This window comes from Kitasatospora sp. NPDC057692 (assembly GCF_042799475.1).
Lineage (GTDB): Bacteria > Actinomycetota > Actinomycetes > Streptomycetales > Streptomycetaceae > Kitasatospora.
In genome coordinates, this window is the sequence record NZ_JBHVIV010000106.1 from 1 (window position 1) to 25241 (window position 25241).

The window sequence follows — 25241 nt, forward strand, 5'->3', positions numbered from 1 at the left end:
TCGGTTTCGCAGGAGGTCTGGAGTTCGCGGAGGGCTTCGGGTTCGCCGGCGACGACCATGGAGGTGGGTCCGTTGACGGCGGCGAGGGAGATGCGCTCGCCCCAGGGGGTGATGCGGTCGCGGGCTTGGTCGGCGGGCAGGGAGACGGACATCATGCCGCCGGTGCCGGAGAGGGCGCGGATGGCCTGGCTGCGGAGGGTGACGACGCGGGCGGCGTCGTCCAGTGACAGGGCTCCGGCGACGCAGGCGGCGGCGATCTCGCCCTGGGAGTGGCCGACGACGGCGTCGGGGGTGATACCGAGGGAGGCCCAGAGGGTGGAGAGGGAGACCATGACGGCGAAGAGGGCGGGCTGGACGACGTCGACGCGGTCGAGGGTCGGGGCGCCGGGGGTTTCGCGCAGGACGTCTTGGAGGGACCAGTCGACGAACGGGGCGAGGGCCTGTTCGCATTCGGCGATGCGTTGGGCGAAGACGGGTGAGGTGTCGAGGAGTTCGACGGCCATGCCGGCCCATTGGGAGCCCTGGCCGGGGAAGACGAACACCCGCCGGCCGACGGGGCCCGCGACGGCGGTGGTCACGTTGTCGGCGGGGGTGTCGGCGGCCAGTGCGGCGAGGCCGGCGGTGGCGTCGGCGGTGTCGGTCGCGAGGATCACGGCGCGGTGCTCGAACACGGCGCGTGAGGCGATCAGGGAGTAGCCGACCTCGCCCAACTCGGTTCCGCCGTCGGCCAGGAGGGCGCCGAGGCGTTCGGCCTGGCCGCGCAGGGACGCGGCACTGCGCGCCGACACCACCAACGGCACCACACCCGAACCCGGCAGCGCGGCGGCGACGGCGGGCCCGCCCTGCTCCTCCTCGGCCACCTTCTCCGAGGGCTCCTCCGCCGGCGCCTCCTCGATGATCGTGTGGGCGTTGGTGCCGCTGGCGCCGAAGGAGGACACACCGGCCCGCCGGGGCTCCTCGCCCTGCGGCCACGGCTGCTCCTGCATCAGCAGCCGCACCGCGCCGGACTCCCAGTCCACCTTCCGCGACGGCTCGTCCACGTGCAGCGTGCGCGGCAGTACCCCGTGCCGCATGGCCATCACCGTCTTGATGACCCCGGCCACGCCGGAGGCCGCCGCCGAGTGCCCGAGGTTGGACTTCAGCGAGCCCAGCCAGAGCGGCCGGTCCTCCGGCCGTCCCTGGCCGTAGGTGGCCAGCAGCGCGCCGGCCTCGATCGGGTCGCCCAGCGTCGTCGCCGTGCCGTGGGCCTCGACCAGGTCGACCTGCTCGGGCTTCAGCCGGGCGTCGGCCAGCGCGGCCCGGATCACCCGCTGCTGCGCCGGGCCGTTCGGGGCGGTCAGGCCGTTGCTCGCGCCGTCCTGGTTGATCGCGCTGCCCCGGACGACCGCGAGCACCGGGTGCCCGTTGCGCCGCGCGTCGGACAGCCGCTCCAGCAGCAGAACGCCGACGCCCTCCGCCCACACGGTGCCGTCCGCAGCCTCGGAGAACGCCCGGCAGCGGGCGGTCGGGGACAGGGCGCGCTGGCGGCTGTACTCGATGAACCCGGTCGGGGTCGCCATGACCGTGGTCCCCCCGGTCAGCACCATCGACGACTCGCCCTTGCGCAGCGACTGGCAGGCCAGGTGCAGGGCCACCAGCGAGGACGAGCAGGCGGTGTCGACGGTGAGGGCGGGCCCCTCCAGGCCGAGGGTGTACGAGACGCGGCCGGACAGGATCGCACCGGACGCGCCCAGCGACATCTGGCCTTCCAGGCCCTCGGGGAGGTCGGTGACGTTGCTGCCGTAGTCGAAGTCCGTGGCCCCGATGAACACGCCCGTCCTGGAGCCGCGCAGCGAGCCGGGCGTGACCCCGGCGCGCTCCAGCGTCTCCCAGGCGACCTCCAGCAGCAGTCGCTGCTGGGGGTTCATCGACAGCGCCTCACGGGGCGAGATGCCGAAGAAGGGGGCGTCGAACCGGTCGACGTCGTCGAGGAACCCGCCCTCGCGGACATAGGTCCGCCCCGGGCGGTCCGGGTCCGGGTCGTAGAGCGCGTCGAGGTCCCAGCCGCGGTCGGCGGGGAACGGGGTGATCGCGTCCCGGCCCTCGGCGACGAGGTCCCAGAGGTCCTCGGGGGTCCGGACGCCTCCCGGGAAGCGGCAGCCCATCGCCACCACGGCGATCGGCTCGTGCTCCTTCTCCTGGAGCTCCTCCAGGCGCTGACGGGCCACGCGCAGGTTGGCGGTTGTCCGCTTGAGGTAGTCGCGAAGCTTCGCTTCGTTCTCCATCACTCGTCAGCTCCTCGAAGACCGTGAAACGGAAGGCCGTGGGTGGGTGTGCGGTGGTTCATGCGATGTCGTCGAGTTCCAGGTCCAGCAGGTCGAACATCTCCTCGTCGGTGGCCGCGTCGAGGTCGTCGACGGTGCCGGACGCCTCGGCGGATGCGGACCAGCCGCGCAGCAGGGACTGCAGGCGCTCGGACACCGCGGCGCGGGCCTCCGCGTCGGGGCCGATCGACGCCAGGGACGCCTCCAGCCGGTCCAGTTCGGCGAGGACGGGCCCGGCGGGGGAGCCGCCGTCGGGCAGCAGTTCAGCGCCGAGGTGGGCGGCGAGCGCGGCGGCCGTGGGGTGGTCGAAGACCAGCGTCACCGGCAGCCGGAGCCCGGTGGCCGCGCCCAGGCGGTTGCGCAGCTCCACCGCGGTGAGCGAGTCGAAGCCCAGCTCCTTGAAGGCCCGGTCGGCCTCGACGGCGGTGGGGTTGGGGTGGCCGAGGACGACCGCGGCCAGCGACCTGACCAGGTCGAGCAGCACCCGCTGCCGGTCCTCGCCGCCCAGCGGGGCGAGCCGCCGCAGCAGGGCCTCGGAGTCGTCGTGGTCCTCGCCCTCCGGACCCGGCGCGGACGCGAGGGCCGCCCGGGCCTCCGGCAGGTCGCGCAGCAGGGGCAGCGGCCGGCCTGCGGCGAGTGCGGGCGCGAACCGGGACCAGTCGAGGTCGGCGACCACCTGGCACGGCTCGGCGCCGCCCACCGCCTGGAGCAGCGCGTCGCCGGCCCGGTCGCCGGCCATCGGGGCCGCGCCGCGCCGCCGCAGCTGCTCCGCCACCGCCGCGTCGATCATGCCGCCGTCGGCGAGCGCGCTCCAGGCCACCGAGGTGGAGGCCAGGCCGTCGGCGCGGCGCTGGTGCGCGAGCGCGTCCAGGACGGCGCTCGCGGCGGCGTAGCTGCCCTGGCCGGCGGCGCCCACGGTGCCGGCGATGGAGGAGAAGAGCACGAACGCGGACAGGTCGCAGTCCTTGGTGAGCTCGTGCAGGTTCAGCGCCCCGGTCACCTTCGGCCGCAGGGTCCGGTCGGCCTCCTCGGCCGTCAGGGTGTCGAGGACGCCGTCGTCGAGGACGCCCGCGGCGTGCACCACGGCGGTCAGCGGCAGCTCCCGGGGCAGGGACTCCAGCAGACCGGCGAGTGCGGCGCGGTCCGCGACGTCGCAGGCCGCGATCGTGACCCGGACGCCGGACGCGGTGAGTTCGGCCTCCAGCTCGGCGGCGCCGGGTGCCGCGCTGCCGCGCCGGCCGACCAGCACCAGGTGCTCGGCGCCCTCCCGGGCGAGCCTGCGGGCCACCGAGGCGCCCGCGCCGCCCGTCCCGCCGGTGATCAGGACGGTGCCGCTCGGCCGCCAGCCGGCCGCCGGGTCGGGCGCGGCGGCGCGCAGCAGGCGGCGGGCGAACACGCCCGCGCCCCGGACCGCGAGCTGGTCCTCGGCCTCCTCGCCGACCGTGCCGGGCCGATCGGCGAGCACGGCGGCCAGCCGGGACACGGCCCGTTCGTCGAGGACGGCCGGCAGGTCGACCAGGCCGCCCCAGCGCTCCGGGGATTCCAGGCCGATCACCGCGCCCAGCCCCCAGACGGCCGCCTGGGCGGGGCTGTCGAGCCGGTCGTCGGCGCCGGTCGACACCGCGCCCCGGGTCGCCAGCCACAGCGGTGCCTCGATCCCGGCGTCGCCCAGCGCCTGGACCAGCGCCAGGGAGAGGGCGAGCCCGGCGGGGACGGACGGGGCACCGGGGCGGGGCGCCTCGTCGAGGGCGAGCAGCGAGAGCACCCCGGCGGGGGCCGACGCGGCGTCCTCCAGGGCCGAGCGGATCAGCCCGGCCAGGGCGGCGCGGTCGGTGCCGGTGGCGATCTCGACGGGCACGAGGTCCGCGCCGAGGCCGGCCAGGCCGGTGAGCACGGCCGCGGCCGGCTGGTCCGCGCTGTGGCCCGCCGGGACGGCGACCAGCCAGGGGCCCGCGAGCGGCGCGGCGGACGGCTCGGGGAGCGGCCGCCAGCCGGTCCGGTACCGCCAGGAGTCCAGTGCCGCGCCGTCCGTCCGCCGGCGGCGCCAGGCGGACAGCAGGGGCAGCGCCGAGCGCAGCGCGGCGGCCGTCCCGGCATCGGCATCGGTGTCGACAATGGTGTCGGTGCCGGTGTCGGTGCCGAGCAGGGTGCCGGTGCCGAAGACGGTGTCGCCGTCCAGGGTCGCGGCCAGCGCCGGGAGGTCCTCGCGCTCCACCGCCGCCCAGAAGGCGGCCTCCACCGGGTCCTGCGCGGTGGCGGACACCGCGGCGGAGGTCTCCAGCCAGTAGTTCTGCTGCTGGAAGGGGTAGGTGGGCAGCTCCACGGCACGGGTGCGGGGACCGGGGTGGACGGCCGCCCAGTCGACCGCGGCGCCGCGCACATGGGCCTGGGCCAGCGACAGCAGCATCCGGTCCGGACCGCCCTCGTCGCGGCGCAGCGAGCCCACGACGGCCGCCTCCGCGCCGACCGCCTCGATGGTCTCCTGCACGGCGAAGGACAGCACGGGGTGGGGGCTCACCTCGATCAGGATCCGGTGGCCCGCGGCCAGGATCCGGCGGGTGGCCTGCTCCAACCGGACGGTCTCGCGCAGGTTCCGGGCCCAGTACTCGGCGTCCAGGGCGGAGGTGTCGATCGGCTCGCCGGTGACCGTCGAGTAGAAGACCGTCTCGGACGACCGGGGGGCGATCGGCGCGAGCAGCTCCAGCAGCCGGCCGTGGATCCGCTCCACCTGCCGCGAGTGCGAGGCGTAGTCGACGGGGATGATCCTCGCCCGCACGCCGTCGGACTCACAGGACGCCAGCAGCTCGCGCAGCGCCCCGGGCTCACCGGAGACCACCATCGAGCCGGGGCCGTTGACGGCGGCCAGCGACAGCCGCTCGCCCCACGGCACCATCCGCGCCAGGAGCGCGTCCTGCGGCAGCGAGACGGACATCATCCCGCCGTCCCCGGACAGCGCCCGCAGCGCCTGGCTGCGCAGCGCCACCACCCGGGCGGCGTCCTCCAGCGACAGCGCGCCCGCCACGCACGCGGCGGCGATCTCGCCCTGGGAGTGGCCCGCCACGGCGGCGGGCTCCACACCGTAGGAGCGCCACACGGCGGCGAGGGCCACCATCACCGAGAACAGCAGCGGCTGGACGACGTCCACGCGCTCGAAGGTCGGGGCGCCGGGGGCTTCGCGCAGGACGTCTTCGAGGGACCAGTCGACGAACGGTGCCAGGGCCCGCTCGCACTCGGCCAGGCGCTGGGCGAACACCGCTGAGGAGTCGAGGAGTTCGACGGCCATGCCGGCCCACTGCGATCCCTGGCCGGGGAACAGGAAGACCGGCCGGGTGGTGTTCACCGCGACGCCCTCGGCCAGCCCCGGGGCGGCGACCCCGGCGGCGAGCGCGTCCAGGCCGGCGCGGAGGTCCTCGCGGGTGCGGCCGACCAGCACCGCGCGCCGCTCGAAGGCGGAGCGGGTGTGCGCCAGCGCGGCCCCGAGGTCGGCCGGGTCGTCCTCCGGGTGGCGGTCCAGGTGCCGGAGGAGTTGCACGGCGCGGGCCCGCAGCGCGGCCTCGGTCCGGCCGGACAGCGGCCAGGCCAGCGGGCCCGGGGCGCCGGCGGTCGAGGGTCCGGCGGTCGAGGGTCCGGCGTCCTCCTGGTCCGGGGCCTGCTCCAGGATGACGTGCGCGTTGGTGCCGCTGACCCCGAACGCCGACACCGCGCCCCGGCGGGGGCGTCCCAGCTCCGGCCACGGGGCGGCCTCGCGCAGCAGCGAGACGGCGCCGGCCGACCAGTCCACGTCGTGCGAGGGCTCGTCGATGTGGAGGCTCGCGGGCAGCACGCCCTGACGGATCGCCAGGACGGTCTTGATGATGCCGCCGACCCCGGCGGCCGCCTGGGTGTGGCCGATGTTGGACTTCAGCGAGCCGAGCCGCAGCGGCTGGTCGGCCGGGCGGCCCCGGCCGTAGGTGGCCAGCAGTGCCTGTGCCTCGATGGGGTCGCCGAGCCGGGTGCCGGTGCCGTGCGCCTCCACCATGTCGACGTCGGCCGTGGTCAGTTCGGCGGCGGCCAGCGCCTGCTGGATGACCCGCTGCTGGGCGGGGCCGTTGGGTGCGCTGAGGCCGTTGCTGGCGCCGTCCTGGTTGATCGCGCTGCCCCGCACGACGGCCAGCACCGGGTGCCCGTTGCGCCGCGCGTCCGACAGCCGCTCCAGCAGCACCATGCCCGCGCCCTCGCCCCAGCCGGTGCCGTCGGCGCCGGCCGCGAAGGCCTTGCAGCGGCCGTCGGGGGCCAGGCCGCGCTGGCGGCTGAACTCGACGAAGACACCCGGGTTGGCGACGATCGCGGCGCCGCCCGCGAGGGCCAGCGAGCACTCGCCCCGGCGCAGCGACTGGACGGCCAGGTGGAGGGTCACCAGCGAGGACGAGCACGCGGTGTCCAGGGTGATGGCGGGCCCCTCCAGCCCGAGGGTGTAGGAGATCCGGCCCGAGGCCACGCTGGTCACGTTGCCGATCAGCAGGTGGCCCTCGACGCTCGGGTCCGCCACCGCCGGATCGCCCCCGTACTGGAAGGAGGTCGCGCCGACGAAGACGCCCGCGTTCGCCCCCTTCAGTGACAGCGGGTCGATCCCGGCGCGTTCGACGGCCTCCCAGGACACCTCCAGGAGCAGCCGGTGCTGCGGGTCCATCGCCAGCGCCTCGCGCGGCGAGATCCCGAAGAACGCCGGGTCGAACCGGCCGGCGTCGTAGAGGAAGCCGCCCTGGCGGGTGTTGCAGGTGCCGGAGGTGGCGGGATCCGGGTCGTAGAGGCCGTCGAGGTCCCAGCCGCGGTCGGCGGGGAACGCGGAGACCGCGTCCCGGCCCGCCGCGACCAGCTCCCAGAGGTCCTCGGGCGAGCGGACCCCGCCCGGGAAACGGCAGCCCATGCCCACGATCGCGATCGGCTCCCGCTCCTTGTCCTGCACCTCCTGGAGGCGCTGGCGGGTGCGGTGCAGGTCGGTGCTGACCCGCTTGAGGTAGTCGAGAAGCTTCTCTTCTTGCTCGTTGGCCATCAGGACGCCCCGAAGTCGTTGTCGATCAGCTTGAAGATCTCGTCGGCGGAAGCGGTCAGCAGTTGTTCCTCGACCGAGGCCGAGGCGTCGCCCTGCGGGGTGCCGCCGCTGCCGCCGGTGCTTTCGAGCCGTGCCACCAGGTCCTGCAGACGGCTGGTGAGCCGCTCGCGGACGCCGCTGTCCGCGGTGAGCTCCACCAGCGCCTCCTCCCACCGGTCAAGGTCGTCGAGGACGGCGTCGGCCGTCATCGGCTGCGGCGGGAACAGCTCGGCCCGCAGGTACCGGGCGAGCGGAGCCGGGGCGGGGTAGTCGAAGATCAGCGTGGCGGGCAGCGACAGCCCGGTGGCGGCGTTCAGCCGGTTGCGCAGCTCGACGGCCGTGAGCGAGTCGAACCCCAGCTCCTTGAAGGCGCGGTCGTCGGCGATCGCGTCGGGGGAGGAGTGGCCGAGGACGGCCGCGGTGTGCGTCCGCACCAGGTCGGTCAGGATCCGCTCCCGCTCCGCGTCCGGCAGGGCGGCCAGGCCTTCCGTGACGGTGCCGGCGCTCTCCCGCGCGGCCGCCTCCGGCTCCGCGGCCGTCTCCAACGCCCGCCGGACCTCCGGCAGTTCGTCGATCAGCGGGCGGCGTCGGGCGGCGGTGAAGCCCGGCACGAACCGGTCCCAGCGCACATCGGCGAGGACCAGAGTGGTCTCCTGCCGGGCCAGCGCCCCGTGCAGGGCCGCCACCGTGAGGTCCGGTGCCATCGGCGGCAGGCCCCTGCGGCTCAGGTGCTCCTCCACGCCCTCGCCCTCGATCATGCCCTTGTCCGCCCAGGGGCCCCAGGCCACCGAGGTGGCCGCCAGGCCGCGCGCCCGGCGCTTCTCGGCGAGCGCGTCCAGGAAGGAGTTGGCCGCGGCGTAGGCGCCCTGCCCGCCGCTGCCCCAGGCGGCGGCGACGGAGGAGAAGAGCACGAACGCCTCCAGCCGGGGACCGTCCAGGAGTTCGTCGAGGTGGACGGCGCCGGACACCTTGCCCTCGGCCATCGCCGCGAAGTCGGCCGCGGTGCTGTCGGCGACCTGCCGGAAGTGGACCACCCCGGCCGCGTGGAACACCGCGCGGACGGCGCGGCCCTCGGCCTCCAGGCCGTCCAGCAGCCCGGCCAGCGCCGCGCGGTCCGCGACGTCGCACGCGGCGACCGTCACCCGGGCGCCGAGGTCCCGCAGTTCGGCCGCGAGCTCCTCGGCCCCCGGCGCCGCGGAACCGCGCCGGCTGGTGAGCACCAGGTGCTCGGCTCCGGTGCGGGCCAGCCAGCGGGCCACCTGGGCGCCCAGGCCGCCGGTGCCGCCGGTGATGAGGACGGTGCCGCTGGGCTGCCACTTGGCCTCGCCGGCCGGCGTGCCCAGCGGGGCGTGCACCAGCCGCCGGACGAAGACGCCCGCGGTGCGCACCGCCAGCTGGTCCTCGTCACCCGCGGCGGCCAGGACCCCGGCCAGCCGGGCGGCGGCGCGCTCGTCGACGACGGCGGGCAGATCGACCAGACCGCCCCAGCGCTCGGGGTGCTCCAGGCCGACCACGCGTCCCAGGCCCCAGACGGTCGCCTGCTCGGGACGGTCGACGGGGTCGGTCGGGCTCACCGAGACGGCGGCGCGGGTCGCGAGCCAGAGGGGGCAGCCGACCTCCGCGTCCCCGAGCGCCTGCACCAGGGCCAGGTTCAGCGCCAGGCCGTGCGGCAGGACCGGGTGCCGCGGGTCCGGCCCGTCGGCGAAGGCGAGCAGGGACAGCACGCCCGCCGGCGCCTCGCCGGCCGCGGCCTCCCGCAGGCGGGCGGCGACCGCGTCGCGATCGCCCTCGGCCAGCTCGACGGTGACCGTCCGCGCTCCGCGCTCCTCCAGGGCGCGCAGGACGGCGGTGTGGGCGTCGCGCCCCGCTTCCGGGGCGACGGCCGTCGGAACGGCGACCAGCCAGGTGCCGGCCAGTGTGCCTCGCGGCTCGGCGGCCACCGGATACCAGGCGATCCGGTACCGCCACGCCTCCAGGGTGGCACGGTCGTTCTGCCGGCGGTGCCAGGAGGACAGCAGGGGCACCATGTCGCTCAGCGGCGTGGCCGGGTCGACTTCGAGCATCGCCGCCAGCGCGTCCAGGTCCTGGTGCTCGACCGCCGCCCAGAACCGCCCGTCCACGGAGGCGGCCGGCGACGCGGACGCGAGGTCGTGCGCGCCGGCCGACGGCGCGTCGGCCACGGCGGGCGTCGCGAACCAGTAGCGATCGTGTTGGAAGGCGTAGGTGGGGAGGTCGACGCGGTGGGCGTCGGTGAAGATCGTGTCCCAGTCGATGGTGAGGCCGGTGGTGTGGATGCGGCCGAGTGCGGTGACGGCGGATGTCTCTTCGGGGTGGTTCTTGCGGAGGAGGGGGATGAACTCGCCGTCCTGGACGCACGTTTGGCCCATGGCGGTGAGGACGGCGGCGGGGCCGAGTTCGATGTAGTGGGTGACGCCGCGGGTGTTGAGGGTGGTGATGCCGTCGTGGAAGCGGACGGCCTCGCGGACGTGGCGGACCCAGTAGTCGGGTGAGCAGACGAGTTCGGGCGAGGCCACGTCGCCGGTGACGTTGGAGACCAGCGCGGTCTTCGGCTCGTGGTAGGTGAGTCCCTGGGCGATCTGGCGGAAGTCGTCCAGCATCGGTTCCATGAGGGGTGAGTGGAAGGCGTGGCTGACGCGCAGGCGGGTGGACTTCCAGCCGCCGGCTTCGACGATGGCCTGGACCGCTTCTTCTTCGCCGGAGAGGACGGTGGCGGTGGGGCCGTTGAGGGCGGCGATGGAGACGCGGTCCTCGTGGCCGGCGAGGTGGGGGAGGATGTCTGCTTCGGTGGCGATGACGGAGATCATGGTGCCGCCGGTGGGCAGGGCCTGCATCAGGCGTCCGCGGGCGGCCACGAGGGCGCATGCGTCGGGGAGTGACCAGACACCGGCGACATGGGCGGCGGCGAGTTCGCCGACGGAGTGGCCGACGAGGTAGTCGGCGCGTACGCCCCAGGATTCGACGAGGCGGAACAGTGCGACCTCGATCGCGAACAGGGCGGCCTGCGCGTAGCCGGTGCCCTCCAATGCGGTGGCGTCGGAGAGGACGACCTCGCGCAGCGGGCGGTCCAGATACCCGTCGAGCACCGCGCAGACCTCGTCGAACGCGGCCGCGAACACCGGGAACGCCCCGTACAACTCCTGGCCCATGCCGACACGCTGTGCGCCCTGGCCGGTGAACAGGAACGCCGTCAGACCGTCGGTCACCTGGGTGCCGGTCACGTCCTCCAGGCCGCTCAGCAGTTCCTCGCGGTCGCGCCCGACCACTACGGCGCGGTGCTCGAAGGCGGTGCGGCCCGTCGCGAGCGAGTAGCCCACATCGACCGGCGACAGCTCGGGCGAGGCGGCCACGTACTCGCGCAGCTGCTGCACCTGGGCCCGCAGCGCGGCCGCCGTCTTACCGGACACCACCCACGGCACCACGGAATCGACACCGTGGGGCACGACCTGCGCGGAGGGCTCATCGGCGGCGTCCGGTGCCTGCTCGACGATGGCGTGGGCGTTGGTGCCGCTGATGCCGAAGGCCGACACACCGGCCCGGCGCGGGGCGCCGGTCTCGGGCCAGGGCCGGGCCTCGGTCAGCAGCTCGACCGCGCCGGCCGACCAGTCGACGTGCGGCGAGGGCTCGTTCACGTGCAGGGTCGCGGGCAGCACGCCGTGCCGCAGCGCCATCACCATCTTGATCACGCCCGCCACGCCGGAGGCGGCCTGGGTGTGACCGATGTTGGACTTCAGCGCCCCGAGCCACAGCGGCCGGTCCTCCGGCCGTCCCTGGCCGTAGGTGGCCAGCAGCGCGCCGGCCTCGATCGGGTCGCCCAGCGTCGTCCCGGTACCGTGCGCCTCCACCGCGTCGACCTGCTCGGGCCGCAGCCCCGCGTTGGCCAGCGCGGCCCGGATCACCCGCTGCTGAGCGGGGCCGTTGGGCGCGCTGAGACCGTTGCTGGCGCCGTCCTGGTTGATCGCGCTGCCCCGGAGCACGGCGAGCACCTGGTGGCCGTTGCGCCGGGCGTCGGACAGCCGCTCCAGCAGCACCATCCCGGCGCCCTCGGACCAGCTGGTCCCGTCGGCGGCCGCCGAGAACGCCTTGGAACGGCTGTCGCGCGCCAGTCCGCGCTGCCGGCTGAACTCGATGAACAGGCTGGGGGTCGACATCACGGTGACACCGCCGGCCAGGGCCATCGAGCACTCGCCCCGCCGCAGCGACTGCGCGGCCAGGTGGAGCGCCACCAGCGAGGACGAGCAGGCCGTGTCGACCGTCACCGCCGGACCCTCCAGGCCCATGGCGTACGCGATGCGGCCGGAGACCACGCTGGCGGCCTTGCCGGTCAGCAGGTAGCCCTCCAGGTCCTCGGGCAGCTGCCGCAGGTGCGAGGCGTAGTCCTGCCCGTTGGTGCCGATGAACACGCCCGTCGGCGTCCCGCGCCGCCCGGCGGGGTCGAGGCCCGCGCGCTCCACGACCTCCCACGAGGTCTCCAGCAGCAGCCGCTGCTGCGGGTCCATCGCCAGCGCCTCACGCGGCGAGATCCCGAAGAACTCCGGGTCGAAGTCGTAGGCGTCGTAGAGGAACCCGCCCTCCTTGGCGTAGGTCTTGCCGCGCTGGTCCGGGTTGGGGTCGTAGAGGTCCTCGACGTTCCAGTTCCGGTCCGTGGGGAAGGTGGAGATGACGTCGCCGCCGTCGGCCACCAGTTGCCACAGGTCCTCCGGACTGCGCACGCCGCCGGGCAGCCGGCAGCTCATCGCGACGATGGCGATCGGGTCGTCGTCCGCGACGGCCGCCGTGCCCGCCGCCGGCGCGGCCGCGGTGTCGGACTCCCCGAGCGCCGCCGTGCGGATGTGCGCGGAGAGCGCCTCGGGGGTCGGGTAGTCGAAGAGCAGACTGGTCGGCAGCCGCAGCCCGGTGGCCGTGTTCAGCCGGTTGCGCAGTTCCACCGCGGTCAGCGAGTCGAAGCCGACCTCGCGGAAGGCCCGGGCCGGGGCGATCGCGTCCGGGGACCCGTGGCCGAGGACGGCCGCGGCGTGGGAGCGCACCAGGTCCAGCAGGAACCGGTCGCGCTCCGGCCCGGGCAGGGCCGCCAGCTGCTGGGCCAGCGAGGAGGCGCCGGAGACGGCGAGGCCCTGCGCCGCCCGCCGGTTCGGCGTCCGCACCAGGCCCCGGAACAGGTGGGGGACCGGCCGGGTGTCGGCCTGGGCCCGCAGCGCCGCCAGGTCCGTACGGGCCGGGACGAGCGCGGCGTCGCCGAGCGCGAGGGCGGTGTCGAACAGGGCCATGCCCTCCGCCGAGGGCATGGCGGCGATGCCGGAGCGGGCCATCCGCTGCACGTCGGTGTCGTCCAGGTGGACGCTCATGGTGCTGCGCTCGGCCCACAGGCCCCAGGCCAGCGACTGGCCGGCCAGGCCGGCGGCCCGGCGGCGGCGGGCCAGGGCGTCGAGGAACGCGTTGGCCGCGGCGTAGTTCGCCTGTCCGGCGCCGCCGATGGTGGCGACGACGGAGGAGTACAGCACGAAGGCGGCCAGGTCCAGATCGGCGGTCAGCTCGTGCAGGTTCGCCGCCGCGTCCACCTTCGGCCGCAGGACGGCGTCGACGCGCTCGGGGGTCAGGGCCGCGAGGACGCCGTCGTCCAGCACGCCGGCGGTGTGGATCACCGCGGTCAGCGGGTGTGCGGCGGGCACGCGGGCCAGCAGGTCGGCGAGCGCCGCGCGGTCCGCGACGTCGCAGGCGGCCACCGTCACCGAGGCTCCGGCGTCGGCCAGTTCGGACCGCAGCTGCTCCGCGCCCGCGGCGTCGAGGCCGCGGCGGCTGGTCAGCAGCAGGTGCCGCACCCCGTACCCGGCCACCAGGTGGCGGGCCGCCAGGGCGCCCAGCGTCCCGGTGCCGCCGGTGATCAGCACGGTGCCGTCCGGGTCGAACGACGGGGGGACGGCCGGGGCGTCGGCCGCGACCCGGGCGAGCCGGGGAGCGAGCACGGCGCCCGCGCGGACGGCGAGCTGGGGCTCGCCGGAGGCCAGCGCGGCCGGAAGCGCGCGCAGCGACTCCGGGGCCGCGTCGAGGTCCACCAGCACGAACCGGTCCGGCTCCTCGGTCTGCGCCGAGCGGATCAGTCCCCACAGCGCGGCGTGCGCCGGGTCGGGCACGTCCTCGTCGGGGGCGGCCGCGACGGCGCCCCGGGTCACGAACACCAGCCGGGAGGAGGCGAACCGCTCCTCGGCCAGCCAGCGCTGGGCGAGCGCCAGGGCCCGGTGGGTGACCTCCCGGACGGCGTCCGCGGTGCCCGCGGCGGCCTCCTGCGGCGGGGTGCAGGCGACCAGGACCGCGTCCGGCACCTCGGCGGTGTCCGCGTCGAGGTCGAGGGCGGGCAGGTCGAGGCCGGGGCGCAGGGCGAGGCCGTCGTCCCCGAGGACCGCCCAGCGGCGGGATCCCGGGGACCCGCCGCCCCGCACCGGGCCCCACGCCACGCGCAGCAGCGACCGGTGGAACGCGGGACGGCCGCCCCGGATCTCCTCCGGGCGCGTCGTGCGCAGGGCCACCTCGCCGATCGCCGCCACGGGCCGGCCGGTCGGGTCGGCGAGCGCCACGGACAGCCCGTCGGGTCCGGTGGGGGTCAGCCGCACGCGCAGGGCGGACGCACCGGTCGCGTGGAGCGCGACGTCCTTCCAGGCGAACGCCAGCCGGGCGTCGTGGTCCGCGCCCGCGGCGCCGTCCTCGCCGAGCGCCTCCGCCGCGCCCAGGGCGGCCTCCAGCAGCGCCGGGTGCAGGCCGAACAGCGCGGCCTCGGCGGCGGTGTCCTCGGTCAGGGCCACCTCGGCGTACACCTCGTCGCCGAGCCGCCACAGGGCGGTGATCCCGTCCGCCCCGGCGCCCTCCGCCGGGACCGCGCCGGCCGGCGGCCAGGCCGCCAGGTCGAACGGCTCGGCCTGGCCGGCGGCGGCCGCGAGGACGCCGGCGGCGTGCCGCTGCCAGGGCTGGTCCGCCTCGGCCCGGTCCGCCGCCTCCGTCCGCTCCGGGCGCGCGAACACCTCGAAGGTCCGCCGGTCGTCCTCGGCCGCGCCGAGCCGGACCTGGAGCACCACCGCGCCCTGGGCGGGGAGGGCCAGCGGCGCCTCGACGACCAGCTCCTCGATCCGCTCGTACCCCAGGTGGTCCCCCGCGCGGACGGCGAGTTCGACGAAGGCGCCGCCCGGCAGCACCGGGGTGCCCAGCACGGTGTGGTGGGCGAGCCAGGGGTGCGTCTGCACGGACAGGCGGCCGGTGAACAGGTGGGCGTCCGACCCGGCCAGGGCGACCGCGGCGCCGAGCAGCGGGTGGTCGGCCGGGTCCAGGCCCACCGACGACACGTCACCGCTCGCGGCGGGCCGGGAGAGCCAGTACAGCTCGCGCTGGAAGGCGTAGGTCGGCAGCTCCACCCGCTGCGCGCCGTGCCCGGCGAAGACCGCCGACCAGTCGGGTTCGATCCCCTGGACCTGGGCCTGTGCGAGGGAGGCGACGAAGCGCCGCGCCCCGCCCTCCTCACGGCGCAGCGTGCCCGCGGTGGCGATCCCGGTGCCGGCCTCCTCGGCGATCTCCTGGAGCGCCGTCAGCAGCACCGGGTGCGGGCTGCACTCGACGAACCCGGTGAAGCCCGCGGCCAGCAGCGTCCGCGCGGCCTGCTCGAAGTCGACCGTGTCGCGGATGTTGCGGTACCAGTACGCGGTGTCCAGCTCACGGGTGTCCAGCCGTTCACCGGTCACGGTGGAGAAGAACGGGACGGCGGAGGACGTCGGTGCCACCGTCCGCAGCCCCTCCAGCATGCGCTCGCGCAGGACGTCCACCTGGGCGGAGTGGCCGGCGGTGTCGACGCCGCGGATCCGGCGGGCCTGCACCCCCTCGGCCTCCAGCGCGGCCTGCAGCTCGTCGAGGGCCCCGGGGTCGCCGGAGACGGTCACGAACCTCGGGCCGTTGACGGCGGCGATCGACAACCGGTCGGACCAGCGGGCGATGCGCTCGCGGGCCTCGTCGGCGGGCAGCGAGACGGCCGTCATACCGCCCTTCCCGGTGAGCTCCGACCACAGCAGGCTGCGCAGCGCCACGATGCGGGCCGCGTCCTCCAGCGTCAGTCCGCCGGCGACGTAGGCCGCGGCGATCTCGCCCTGGGAGTGCCCGACCACGGCCGCGGGCTCGATCCCGTACGACCGCCACACGGCCGCCAGGGACACCATCACCGCGAACAGGGTCGGCTGGATCACGTCGATGCGGTCCAGCGAGGGCGCGTCCGGCTCGTCGTGCAGCACGTCCAGCAGCGACCAGTCGATGAACGGCCGGAACGCCTCCGCGCACGCCCGCAGCTGCTCGGCGAAGACCGGCGAGTCCTGCCACAGCTCCTGCGCCATGCCGAGCCACTGCGAGCCCTGGCCGGGGAAGACGAAGGCGACCTTGCGCCGGTCGCCGGCCGTGCCCTCCACCAGGTCGGGGACGGTCGTGCCCTCGGCCAGGGCGTCGAGGCCCTGGAGGAAGCCCGCGCGGTCGTCGGCGACGATCGCGGCGCGGTGGGCGAAGGCGGTGCGGGTGGTGGCGAGGGCGTACCCGAGGTCGGCGAGCCCGGTGTCCGGGTGGGCCGCGAGGTGCTCGCGCAGCCGCTCGGCCTGGGCGCGCAGCGCCTGCTCGGTGCGGCCGGAGAGCGTCCAGGGGAGCGGGACGGGAAGGGTGTCGTCCGGCGAGGTGCTCCCGGGCGGGGCGGCGGCCTCCTGCGGGGCCTGCTCGATGATGGCGTGGGCGTTGGTGCCGCTGATCCCGAAGGAGGAGACGCCGGCCCGCCTCGGGCGCCCGGTCGACGGCCACGGCGTCGCCGCGGTCAGCAGCTCGACCGCGCCCGACTCCCAGTCCACGTGCGGGGACGGCGCGTCGACGTGCAGGGTCCGCGGCAGCAGGCCGTGGCGGATGGCCATCACCATCTTGATGACCCCGGCCACCCCGGCCGCCGCCTGGGGGTGGGCGAAGTTGGACTTCAGCGAGCCGAGCCACAGCGGCTGCCCGTCGGCCCGGTCCTGGCCGTAGGTCGCGAGCAGCGCCCCGGCCTCGATCGGGTCGCCGAGGGCGGTGCCCGTCCCGTGCGCCTCGACGGCGTCCACATCCCGGGTGGACAGGCCCGCGTCCGCGAGCGCCGCCCGGATCACCCGCTGCTGCGAGGGGCCGTGCGGGGCGGTCAGGCCGTTGCTGGCGCCGTCCTGGTTCACGGCGCTGCCGCGGACCACGGCCAGCACCTGGTGGCCGTTGCGCCGGGCGTCGGACAGCCGCTCCAGCAGGATCATGCCGGCGCCCTCGCCCCAGCCCGTGCCGTCCGCCTGCGCGGAGAAGGCCTTGCAGCGGCCGTCGGCGGAGAGCGCCTTCTGCCGGCTGAGCTCGACGAAGATGCCGGGGCTGGACATCACGGTGACACCGCCGGCCAGCGCCAGGGAGCACTCGCCCCGGCGCAGCGACTGGACGGCCAGGTGGATGGCCATCAGGGAGGCCGAGCACGCGGTGTCCACCGAGACGGCGGGGCCTTCGAGGCCGAGGGTGTAGGAGATCCGGCCGGAGATGACGCTGGTGGTGCTGCCGGTGAGCAGATAGCCCTCGTAGCCCTCGGAGGGCTCCTCCATCCGGGGCCCGTAGTCCTGGGGCATGGCGCCGACGAACACCCCGCAGCGGCTGCCCTTCAGTGAGGCGGGCCGGATGCCCGCGCGCTCCAGGGCCTCCCAGGAGGTCTCCAGCAGCAGCCGCTGCTGGGGGTCCATGGCCTGGGCCTCGCGGGGGCTGATGCCGAAGAAGGCCGGGTCGAACCAGCCCGCGTCGTGCAGGAAGCCGCCCTCCCGGGCGTAGCTCTTGCCCTGCTTGGACGGGTCGGGGTCGTACAGGTCCGCGAGGTCCCAGCCGCGCTCGGTGGGGAAGCCCGCCACGACGTCCCGGCCGGCGGCGACCACCTCCCACAGGTCCTCGGGCGTCCGCACGCCTCCCGGGAGGCGGCAGCTCATCGAGACGATCGCGATCGGGTCGTGGTCGTCGCCGTCCTCGGCGGACGGCCGGGGCGCCGAGGGGAGGGCGGCGGCGCCGCCCCGTGCGTCGAGGTCCGCGGCGGAGGTCCGGATGTGCCGGGCCAGGGCGGCGGGCGTGGGGTGGTCGAAGAGGACCGTGCCGGACAGCCGCAGTCCGGCGGCGGCGTTCAGCCGGTTGCGCAGTTCGACCGAGCCGACCGAGTCGAAGCCCAGTTCCTTGAACGCCAGGCCGGTGTCGATCGCCCCGGGGGTGGCGTGGCCGAGGACGAATGCGGCGTGCCTGCGGACGAGTTCCTCGGCGGCCTCCTGCTGCTCGGTCTCGTCGGCGAGGGCGGCGAGGCGGTCGCGCCAGGTGGACGGCTCCTCGGCACCGGTGGCGTCGAGTTCGGGGGTCGGGGTGTCGAGCCAGTAGCGGTCGCGTTGGAAGGCGTAGGTGGGGAGGTCGACGCGGTGGGCTCCGGTGAAGATCGTGTCCCAGTCGATGGTGAGGCCGGTGGTGTGGATGCGGCCGAGTGCGGTGACGGCGGAGGTTTCTTCGGGGTGGTTCTTGCGGAGGAGGGGGATGAACTCGCCGTCCTGGACGCAGGTTTGGGCCATGGTGGTGAGGACGGCGTTGGGGCCGAGTTCGATGTAGTGGGTGACACCACGGGTGTTGAGGGTGGTGATGCCGTCGTGGAAGCGGACGGCCTCGCGGACGTGGCGGACCCAGTAGTCGGGTGAGCGGACGAGTTCGGGTGAAGCCACGTCGCCGGTGACGTTGGAGACCAGCGCGGTCTTCGGCTCGTGGTATTCCAGGCCCTGGGCGATCTGGCGGAAGTCCTCCAGCATCGGTTCCATCAGAGGCGAGTGGAAGGCGTGGCTGACGCGCAGGCGGGTGGATTTCCAGCCGCCGGCTTCGACGATGGCCTGGACGGTGTCCTCGTGGCCGGAGAGGACGGTGGCGGTGGGGCCGTTGAGGGCGGCGATGGAGACGCGGTCCTCGTGACCGATCAGGTGGGGGAGTACGTCGTCTTCGGTGGCGATGACGGAGACCATGACGCCGTCGGCGGGCAGGGCCTGCATCAGGCGTCCGCGGGCTGCCACCAGGGCGCACGCGTCGTGGAGTGACCACACCCCGGCGACATGAGCGGCGGCGAGTTCGCCGACGGAGTGGCCGACGAGGAAGTCGGCTTGCACGCCCCAGGATTCGACGAGGCGGTAGAGCGCGACCTCGATCGCGAACAGCGCGGCCTGCGCGTATCCGGTGCCCTCCAGCGCGGTGGCGTCGGAGGCGATGATCTCGCGCAGCGGACGGTCGAGGTGTTCGTCGACGGCGGCGCAGACCTCGTCGAACGCGGCGGCGAACACCGGGAACGCCTCGTACAACTCCTGTCCCATGCCGAGCCGTTGTGCGCCCTGTCCGGTGAACAGGAACGCCGTCCGGCCGTCGGTCACCTGGGTGCCGGTCACGTCCTCCAGGCCGCTCAGCAGTTCCTCGCGGTCGCGCCCGACCACTACGGCGCGGTGCTCGAAGGCGGTGCGGCCCGTCGCGAGCGAGTAGCCCACGTCCACCGGCGACAGCTCCGGCGAGGCCGCCACGTACTCGCGCAGCTGCTCCACCTGGGCCCGCAGCGCGGCCGCCGTCTTTCCGGACACCACCCACGGCACCACGGAACCGCTGTCGGCCGCCTCCGAGGGCTGCGCCGCGTCCGACCAACTGGACAGCACCACATGGCAGTTGCTGCCGCCCATGCCGAAGGAGCTGACGCCCGCGATCAGCGGCCCGCCGTCGGGGCGGTTCCACGCCTCGCGCTCGGTCTGGACGCGGAGGTTCAACGCGTCGAGCGCGATGGCCGGGTTGGGCGTCTCGAAGTTGAGGCTCGGCGGGAGTTCCGCGTGGTGGAGGGAGAGGACGGCCTTCAGCAGGCCGGTGATGCCGGCCGCGCCTTCCAGGTGGCCGACGTTGGTCTTGGCGGAGCCGACCCGCAGCGGGCCGTCGGCGGGCCGGGCCGCGCCCAGCACCGCCCCGAGGGCCGCCGCCTCGACCGGGTCGCCGACCCGGGTGCCGGTGCCGTGCAGTTCCACGTACTGCACCTCGGCGGGGGCGATCCCGGAGCGCCGGTAGGCCTCGCGCAGGACCTCCTCCTGCCCGGCCTGGTCGGGCGTGGTGAGGCTGAGGCCGCCGCCGTCGTTGTTCGTCGCGGAGCCGTGGACCAGGCAGTAGACCCGGTCGCCGTCGGCGAGCGCCCGGGAGAGCGGCTTGAGGACGACGAGGGCGCCGCCCTCGCCCCGGACGTAGCCGTTGGCCCGGGCGTCGAAGGTGTGGCACCGGCCGTCGGGGGAGAGGGCGCCGAACTTCGAGGCGCCGGCGAAGCTCTCGGGCGCGAGGTTGAGGTTGACGCCGCCGGCCAGTGCGATGTGCGACTCCCCGCGCCGCAGGCTCTCGCAGGCCAGGTGGACGGCGACCAGGGACGAGGACTGGCCGGTGTCCACGACCAGGCTGGGGCCGCGCAGTCCGAGGGTGTGGGAGAGGCGGTTGGCGATGATGCCGCGCTGCAGTCCGGTCAGCGAGTGCTGGGTGAGGGCCGGCGGCCCCAGCCGGTGCTGGAGGGCCGCGTAGTCGTCGGCGACGGCGCCGACGAAGACGCCGGTGCGGCTGCCCGTCAGGGCGGCGGGGACGGTGCCCGCGTCCTCCAGCACCTCCCAGCCCAGTTCGAGTACGAGCCGCTGTTGCGGGTCCATGGCGGCGGCCTCGCGCGGCGATATCCCGAAGAAGCCCGGGTCGAACCGGTCGATCTGCCCGATGAATCCGCCCCGGCTGGTTTCCGGATCGGCTCCGGCGATCCCGGAACGTTCACCGGGAATTCCGGTAATGGCGTCGACGCCGTCACGCAGAAGTCCCCAGAATTCATCCGGATTTGTCGCGCGCGGAAGGCGGCAGGCCAATCCGACGACGGCGATCGGATCGTTGTGCATCTCGGTGTTCCCAGACATCGCGACTCGGATCGCCTCTCCACAGGAATTCAAATGCGGAAGAAAGGTCGGGCAGTTGGATCTGCCGGGAGGCTATCGCGCGAGGTAGGGGCGGGCCAGCCCCTAGTTTTCCGGCCGCGACCCCTACCGTATTTCACGTCATTTCGGGAGCGTTGCCGGAGGCCCCCGCCGCCCGATTTCCTCCGTGTGCCATCGAATGGTTGCGGCCCGAATGGCCGGTGCCGACGCATTCAAATTATCAACGCGGACGGTGGGGGAGGAGCCTGCGGAACGTTGTAGGGGTCGTACGGGGCATGACAGGGGGTCGGCCGGGCGGAATCGTATAGGAAACGTCACGATCCGTGTCCGGCCGCCCTCGTCAAGCGAATCCGGACGCCATGGGGACGCGGTCCACCGGGAAGTCGACCATGAGCTGCCGCCGCCCGCGGATGTTGAGCTTCCGGTACACCCGGGTGAGGTGCTGCTCGACCGTGCTCACCGTGATGTACAGCTCGGCCGCGATCTCGCGGTTGGTGGATCCCTGCGCCGCGAGGGCGGCGACCCGCAGCTCCGAATCGCTGAGCTTGGCGAGCGGGCCGGCCTCGCTGTCGTCCACCTGGGCGCGCTCGTGCGACTTCAGCCGGCCCGGCCGGATGGCCTCGCACAGGGCGTCGGCCCCGCACTCCTTGGCCATCTGCCAGGCCCGGTCGGTGACCGCGCCGGCCCGGCTGAAGTCGCCCTGGGCCCGGTGCGCCCGCCCCAGGTCGGCCAGGGCGCGGGCCAGTTCGAGCCGGTCGCCGGATCTCTCCAGCTCCGCCACCGCCAGGGCCAGCGTCCGGGGCCGCAGCGCGGGCTCGCTGAGGCCGGCGTGCAGCCGCAGCGCGGTGCCCCGGATACGGGAGCTGCCGATCTCCTTGAGCTGGCTCCTGATCAGGCGCTCGGCCGGCTCCCGCTCGCCGATGCGCAGCCACGCCTCCGCGACGTCCAGGTTCCAGGGCAGCAGCACGGGCTGGTCGATGTTCCACTGCTTGGCCAGCCGCTCCGCCATCAGGAACTCGCCGAGCGCGGCGTGCGCCCGTCCCGTCGCCAGGTAGTAGTGGCCCCGGGCCCGCAGGTACTTCAGCCCGTAGGTGCTGCGGAAGACGCTGTCCCGGACCGGGCGGCTGAGCTGGCGGCCAGCCGCGTTCAGCCGCCCCATGGCGGTGTAGGCGAGGATCTGGGTGGCGATCGCCCCGGCGGCGAAGACGTCGCCGACCTCCTCGGCGATCCCCTCCAGGGAGTCGGAGGCGTGCTCCACCGCCTTGTGCAGATCGCCCTGCCACAGCGAGATCTCGCTGCGGATCATGGCGAGTATGGTCCGCCAGCCGGGCGTCTGCCAGCCCTGGGCCTCGGCGGTCAGCAGCTGCCACCAGGTCTCGATCTCGGCGGAGCCGTGGTTGCCCCGGGCCAGGGCGGACAGCGCCGTGACGGCGGGCTCGAAGGTCGCCTCGGTGAGCGCCAGCAGTTGCAGCGAGCCCTCGGCCACCAGGGCGACCGGCTCGTTGCGGACCGGGCGCGCCGGGGTGGGGTCGGGCAGTGACACGGCCGGCGCGGCGGAGCTGTGCCCCGGCGTCGTCAGCGTCGAGCCGATCAGCGCGGTGTCGAGCGTCCCGGGCGGGTGCGCGCCGCCGGGGCCGTCGTGGTCGGCGCCGCCGAAGCGGTCCAGCGTCCGCCGGGCCTCCTCGACCCGGCCCAGTGCGAAGAGCAGCCGGGCCAGCGGGGCCGCGCAGGACTCGGGCAGCCGGTCGCTGCCCAGCAGGGTCAGCGGCTCGACCAGGTGCGTCTCGACCGCCGAGGGGTCCAGGCGCAACAGGACGGCCGCGAGCCTGAGCCGGATCTCGGTGCGCTGCGCCGGACCGGTGCAGGCTTCGCAGGCGAGTTCCAGGTACCGCACCGCCAGCGGCACGTCGCCGGCGAGCACCTGCTCGGCCGCGTAGCGCAGCACGTCGACGGCCCATGGCTGGAACGGGACGGTGTTGCCGGCGGCCAGCAGGTGTTCGGCCACCTTCAGGTTGCTGCCGCCGGCGCGGTGCAGCACCTCGGCCGCCCGCCGGTGCAGGGCGGCGCGGGACTGCGGCGCCATCTCGTCGAGCAGCGTCGTCTGCACCAGCGGGCGGCGCAGCGTGTAGCGGTCCATCAGCCCGACCGCGTTCAGCGCCTGGAGGCCGCGGGTCACGGTGCCGCGGCTGACGTCCAGCATGAGGCTCAGCAGGTCGGGCGAGGCGGCGCGGCCGAGCACCGACAGCCCCGTCACCAGTTCCTCGGCGATCGGGCCGGAGCGCTTGAGGATGCTGCGCACCGTGGAGATGAAGGCCTCGCCGACCAGGGGCTCGCCGGTGGTGGGGGCGTGTCCCTGGGCGGCGGCGGTGTGGTGGTCCTCCAGCAGGGCCCGGAGCAGGAGCGGGTTGCCGCCGCTGACGGCGTGCCAGGAGGGGGCCCGGCGGTGCGCCTCGGCCGTGCCGAAGGTCCTGCCGAGCGCCTCGGCCACGTCCTCGGGGCGCAGCGGGGGCAGGATGAGCCGGAGCCGGTTCGGGTGCTGGAGGAGGAGGGTGCGCAGCGTCGGGTCGCCGCACCGTTCGTGGACGGCGGACTCGGCGAGGACCAGCAGCATCGGAGCGCCGTGCATCGAGCGGGTGGCGGCCAGCAGGTGGCGCAGCGTCGGGGCGTCGACGTGCTGGACGTCGTCTACCAGGACCACCACGGGCGCGTGGGAGGCGAGCTCGTGCAGGGCCAGGCAGAAGCCCTGCTGGCCGGGCGGCGTGTCGGCCGCCGCGAGGGCGTCGGGGGCGGTGGAGGACGCGCCGGCGGGGGCCCGTACGCCCAGCGCGGCCCGCAGCGGCGCCTGCGCCGGGGCCGGCAGGGCCGGGTCGTGGAGCAGCTGGCGCAGGGCGGCCAGCGGAACGTCGCGCTCCCCGGGGTTCCCGACGATGCGGAGAACCGCCGCCCGAGTGGGCGCCAACTGTCGTGCGAATTCCGTTAAGATTGCTGTCTTTCCAAATCCAGCTGGCCCTTGGAGAACGACGACACCTGCATTGCGGGAGAGGCACCGGGAGAATTCATCCGTCAGCTTGGTGAGTTGCTCGCCTCTGCCCGTCAGCATCCCCAACACTCCGATCGTGGTCAGCTCGCCGCCAGCCGGTCCCCGTATCGCCGACGACGGTTGGGGGGATGCTACCCGAGTGATAGGGGTGGCGATCAATAGATCGACCTTCCCGGGTTTCTTCGTACACGGGAACCGGGCGTTCGGCAGCTGATGGTGAGTCACGTCCTGCTCGGCGGCGCAACGGCTTCACCGGAGGTAGGGGGGCTGTGGGCTGGGGTTAGGGGTGTACATGATCAACTTTTGCGGGATAAACCACTGGAGTGGACATGTTTTCAGCCAGTTTTTGGGGTGGCCGCCGGGGCGGCCGCGGCCCTCGTGCCGTTCGCTGCGGCGGCCGATGAACGGCGGCCGACCGTCGGGTATCAGCGATCTGCACGTTGGCTATCCGGATAACCGGGCGATTGTTGAAAATCCCACGTCCGGATTCCGGCCTTGACCGGTTGCCGGTTGCCGGTTGCCGGTTGACGGTGGCGTCGGCGGGATCCTCGCCGACGCGGAGTGGGCGCCGGGCGTTTTGCCTGCGCGGTACGCCAGGGTGATCCGGCCCCGGGGAAACCGCGCGTCGTGGACCGTGCGGGACGACCCGGTCCGGCGGTTGGCCGGGGCCTCGGCGGGCCACCCCCGCGAGCGGCGCCGCCCCGGGCGTCCGTGCGCCGTCCCGGGCCGCGTCCCGCCGCCGTCGGCGGACGCCGCGGTGAGGACGCCGACGACCGGAGTTAGGGGAGCCGGGACACCCTGGTAGGGGGGGATCGCCTCCTACGATGGCGGCCGGTGCGCCCCCCGTGATCCGGTCGGCGACTCGTTCAGCGACTCGTTCGGCGACCCCTCGGCGACTCGTTCAGCGCGGGCCCGATCCCTCCTCACCGTCTCCCATCTGTCGCAGTAGCCAGCCGCCTTGAGGTGATTGACGTGGAATCCATCCTGAGCGCCGTCCTGTCCGGCGAAGCCACCCGGCAGGACTTCGCCGCCCTGCCGCTTCCCGAGTCGTACCGGGCCGTGACGGTCCGCAAGCAGGACGCCGAGATGTTCGCCGGAATGGCGAGCCGGGACAAGGACCCGCGCAAGTCCCTCCACGTCGACCAGGTGGCCGTCCCCGAACTCGGCCCCGGCGAGGCGCTGGTCGCGGTCATGGCGAGCTCGGTGAACTACAACTCCGTCTGGAGCGCGATCTTCGAGCCGCTGCCCACCTTCGGCTTCCTGGAGCGCTACGGGCGGCACTCCCCGCTGGGCCGGCGCCACGACCTGCCGTACCACGTCATCGGCTCCGACCTGGCCGGCGTGGTGCTGCGCACCGGCCCCGGTGTCAACGCCTGGCACCCCGGTGACGAGGTCGTCGCCCACTGCCTGTCCGTCGAGCTGGAGTCCGCCGACGGCCACGGCGACACCATGCTCGACCCCGCGCAGCGGATCTGGGGCTTCGAGACCAACTTCGGCGGCCTCGCCCAGCTGGCCCTGGTGAAGTCCAACCAGCTGATGCCCAAGCCCGGGCACCTGACCTGGGAGGAGGCCGCCGCCTCCGGCCTGGTCAACTCCACCGCCTACCGCCAGTTGGTCTCGCGCAACGGCGCGGGCATGAAGCAGGGCGACAACGTGCTGATCTGGGGCGCCAGCGGCGGCCTCGGCTCCTACGCCACCCAACTCGCCCTCGCCGGCGGGGCCACCCCGATCTGCGTCGTCTCCAGCCCGCAGAAGGCCGAGATCTGCCGGGCGATGGGCGCCGAGGCGATCATCGACCGCAGCGCCGAGGGCTA

Annotated in this window: 5 protein-coding genes; 1 reads left to right on the top strand and 4 read right to left on the bottom strand. The window is 74.7% G+C overall.

Features of this window, described 5'->3' with window-relative positions; all coding sequences use genetic code 11:
* From ACFVFS_RS35955 to ACFVFS_RS35970, 4 genes are all read right to left on the bottom strand, one after another.
* The coding region (locus ACFVFS_RS35955; RefSeq protein WP_380629144.1) for a type I polyketide synthase at nt 1–2264 on the bottom strand (2264 nt) is incomplete at its 3' end.
* A 58-nt stretch (nt 2265–2322) separates the two neighbouring features.
* Nucleotides 2323–7335, bottom strand: a complete 5013-nt coding sequence (locus ACFVFS_RS35960; protein WP_380629146.1) for a type I polyketide synthase — start codon at nt 7333–7335, stop codon at nt 2323–2325.
* Nucleotides 7335–20369, bottom strand: coding sequence for a type I polyketide synthase (locus ACFVFS_RS35965; protein ID WP_380629147.1), 13035 nt, complete (start codon nt 20367–20369; stop codon nt 7335–7337). The genes ACFVFS_RS35960 and ACFVFS_RS35965 overlap by 1 nt, the downstream gene beginning before the upstream one ends.
* A gap of 358 nt (nt 20370–20727) precedes the next feature.
* Nucleotides 20728–23487 (bottom strand): AAA family ATPase, encoded by a 2760-nt coding sequence (locus ACFVFS_RS35970; protein WP_380629150.1) that lies wholly within the window; start codon nt 23485–23487, stop codon nt 20728–20730.
* Nucleotides 23488–24399: 912 nt separating this feature from the next.
* On the opposite strand from ACFVFS_RS35970, the gene ccrA reads away from it, so the two are divergent.
* Nucleotides 24400–25241: crotonyl-CoA carboxylase/reductase (gene ccrA, locus ACFVFS_RS35975; protein ID WP_380629148.1), on the top strand; the 842-nt coding region annotated here is incomplete at its 3' end.